This is a genomic window from Streptococcus sp. GMD6S (assembly GCF_000297015.1).
Map to the genome: position 1 here is coordinate 1 of NZ_AJRH01000160.1, position 1,124 is coordinate 1,124.

Here is a 1,124-nt window from a genome sequence, read left to right on the forward strand (position 1 = left end):
GAACCCCAGAGACCGCCCATGCTAAAGTTGTGTAGGGTTAGTAGGAGAATGGATAGAAAAGCCGTGAATTTATGAGCTAGATACATCTTTTCAAGTCCGTTGAACCAAGCCTCAAGCAAGGGTAAACGGCTAGCTAGTATAAAAGTAAGTGAGAGGGTAGTGAGAGCTAAACCAGGGATTAGAAACTGACTAGCACCTGAACTGAGCCAAGCTAGGATAGTCAGAAGCATACTAAGTCCGATAAATAAAATACCTTTTAATGATTTCATAGTAGAAGTCCTTTCATGGATTTATCTTATATTAGATGTAATAAGATTTGTTACATTTTAACAAAAAAAGAATCTCTAGTCAAGGTTTGTGATTTAGTCTAACTTTTCTGACCCTTTTTTCTAAAAAAGCCAACGAATCGGGTGGTTCATTGACTTTCTTATCTTAACGATTTTTCCAAGCTTGGTAACGAGTGTCAATCAAGAGTTGGGTTAAGCGCCCCATGGTTTCTCTTTCTTCGGGAGTGAGGGATTGAGCTTGTACAAAGAGATGGTGAATGTGTTCAATGACCTTAAAGGAAGAAAGGTCGTTGATAGAAGAGATGCCTGCATCAAGAATAATTCCAAAAAAGAGGTCAAAGTAGAGCTGCAGTTCTTCGTCAGGAACTGTTTCAACCCATTCCTTGAAAGTAGTGTCGACTTGTTGGCTATCACTATTGGTCTCGTCCAGTTGGACAAAGTGTTTGTCTTCAACCTGCCAACTAAAGGTGTCGTGCTGAGCAAGGCCACCTAGGGCGGTGCTTCGAACGACGATTTTTTTATCCGGAATTTCCAGCATCATCCCGATGATAGAACCTTGTGGGATAAATACTTTCGTTCTTTCCATCATGTTTTGATAGCCAGGTGTTTCGGTTAGTTCCTTGTGAAGCCCAGGGGCATCAAAAGTATAGACAGCGACAATGTTTTTCTGCAAGTTTGGATCAAGTTGACTGGCAGCATAGACAGCTAAATTGCCCCCTTTTGAGTGTCCTGCTAGAATAACCTTTTGGTTGGGGTGTTGAGCAAAAAAATTCTCTAAATACTGGAGGGCGTGTTTTTGAGCTGGGATTTCTTTCATATAGGTCATATGGAAATCTT

The 1,124-nt window shown here is 40.8% G+C and carries 1 protein-coding gene and 1 pseudogene; both read right to left on the reverse strand.

Annotated elements, in window-relative coordinates:
* Positions 1-269, reverse strand: a pseudogene (locus tag GMD6S_RS09350) (ferredoxin reductase family protein); the annotation flags it as partial.
* A gap of 163 nt (positions 270-432) precedes the next feature.
* A partial coding sequence (locus GMD6S_RS09355) for an Mbeg1-like protein (protein WP_001184955.1) occupies positions 433-1,124 on the reverse strand: 692 nt, incomplete at its 5' end.